Origin of the sequence: Pseudomonas entomophila, from assembly GCF_013523165.1 — a bacterium.
Taxonomy (GTDB): Bacteria; Pseudomonadota; Gammaproteobacteria; order Pseudomonadales; family Pseudomonadaceae; genus Aquipseudomonas; species Aquipseudomonas entomophila_A.
Genome location: NZ_JAAMQI010000058.1, coordinates 1 through 630, shown reverse-complemented (window position 1 = coordinate 630; position 630 = coordinate 1). Strand labels below are relative to the sequence as shown.

Below are 630 nucleotides of genomic sequence, written 5' to 3'. Positions count from 1 at the left end.
TGGCAACACTGACCGCTGACAAGACTACCGTCACCGAAGGCGGCCAGGTTACCTACACCGTGACCCTGACCAATGCCCAAGGTCTGCCAGTGGCTGGCCACAATGGCCTGAGCTTCACCCTGACCGACGGCACCGTGGTCAAAGTCGCGGCCGGCAGCACCACCGGCACCGCGACCATCGTGGTGAAAGACGACGCCTATGTTGGCGGCCAAGCGGACATCGTCAACAAGCTGGCTTCGGTCAGCGGCGGTGACAACTTCGAGAAACTCACCCTCGGTGATGAGACGCGCACCACGACCGTCACCGACGAGCCAGGCACCCCAGGTAATCCAGGTACGCCGGGCGGTAACAACGGCGGTGATTTGCTGACTGTCGGCATCACCGCCGACCAGAGCACCGTCAACGAGAACCAGCCGGCGACCTTCACCGTTACCACTAACCGTGTGCTGGAGCGTGATCTGAACGTCACCCTCAGCAACGGCGATACCGTGACTGTGAAAGCAGGCTCGACCACGGCCACTTACACCCTGGCAGCACAAGGTGATGACGTCTTCAAGGACGGCGAAACCGTGAAGCTGGGCGTGCAGAGCGCAGTCGATGCCGGTGGCAAAGGCTTCGAGAACCTGCAGC

General features: G+C 61.9%; 1 protein-coding gene. It reads left to right on the top strand.

The genetic code is table 11. From position 1 onward, the window contains the following. Nucleotides 1-630 (top strand): immunoglobulin-like domain-containing protein (locus G7Z99_RS19625; RefSeq protein WP_375139178.1); only part of this gene is annotated, 630 nt, incomplete at both ends.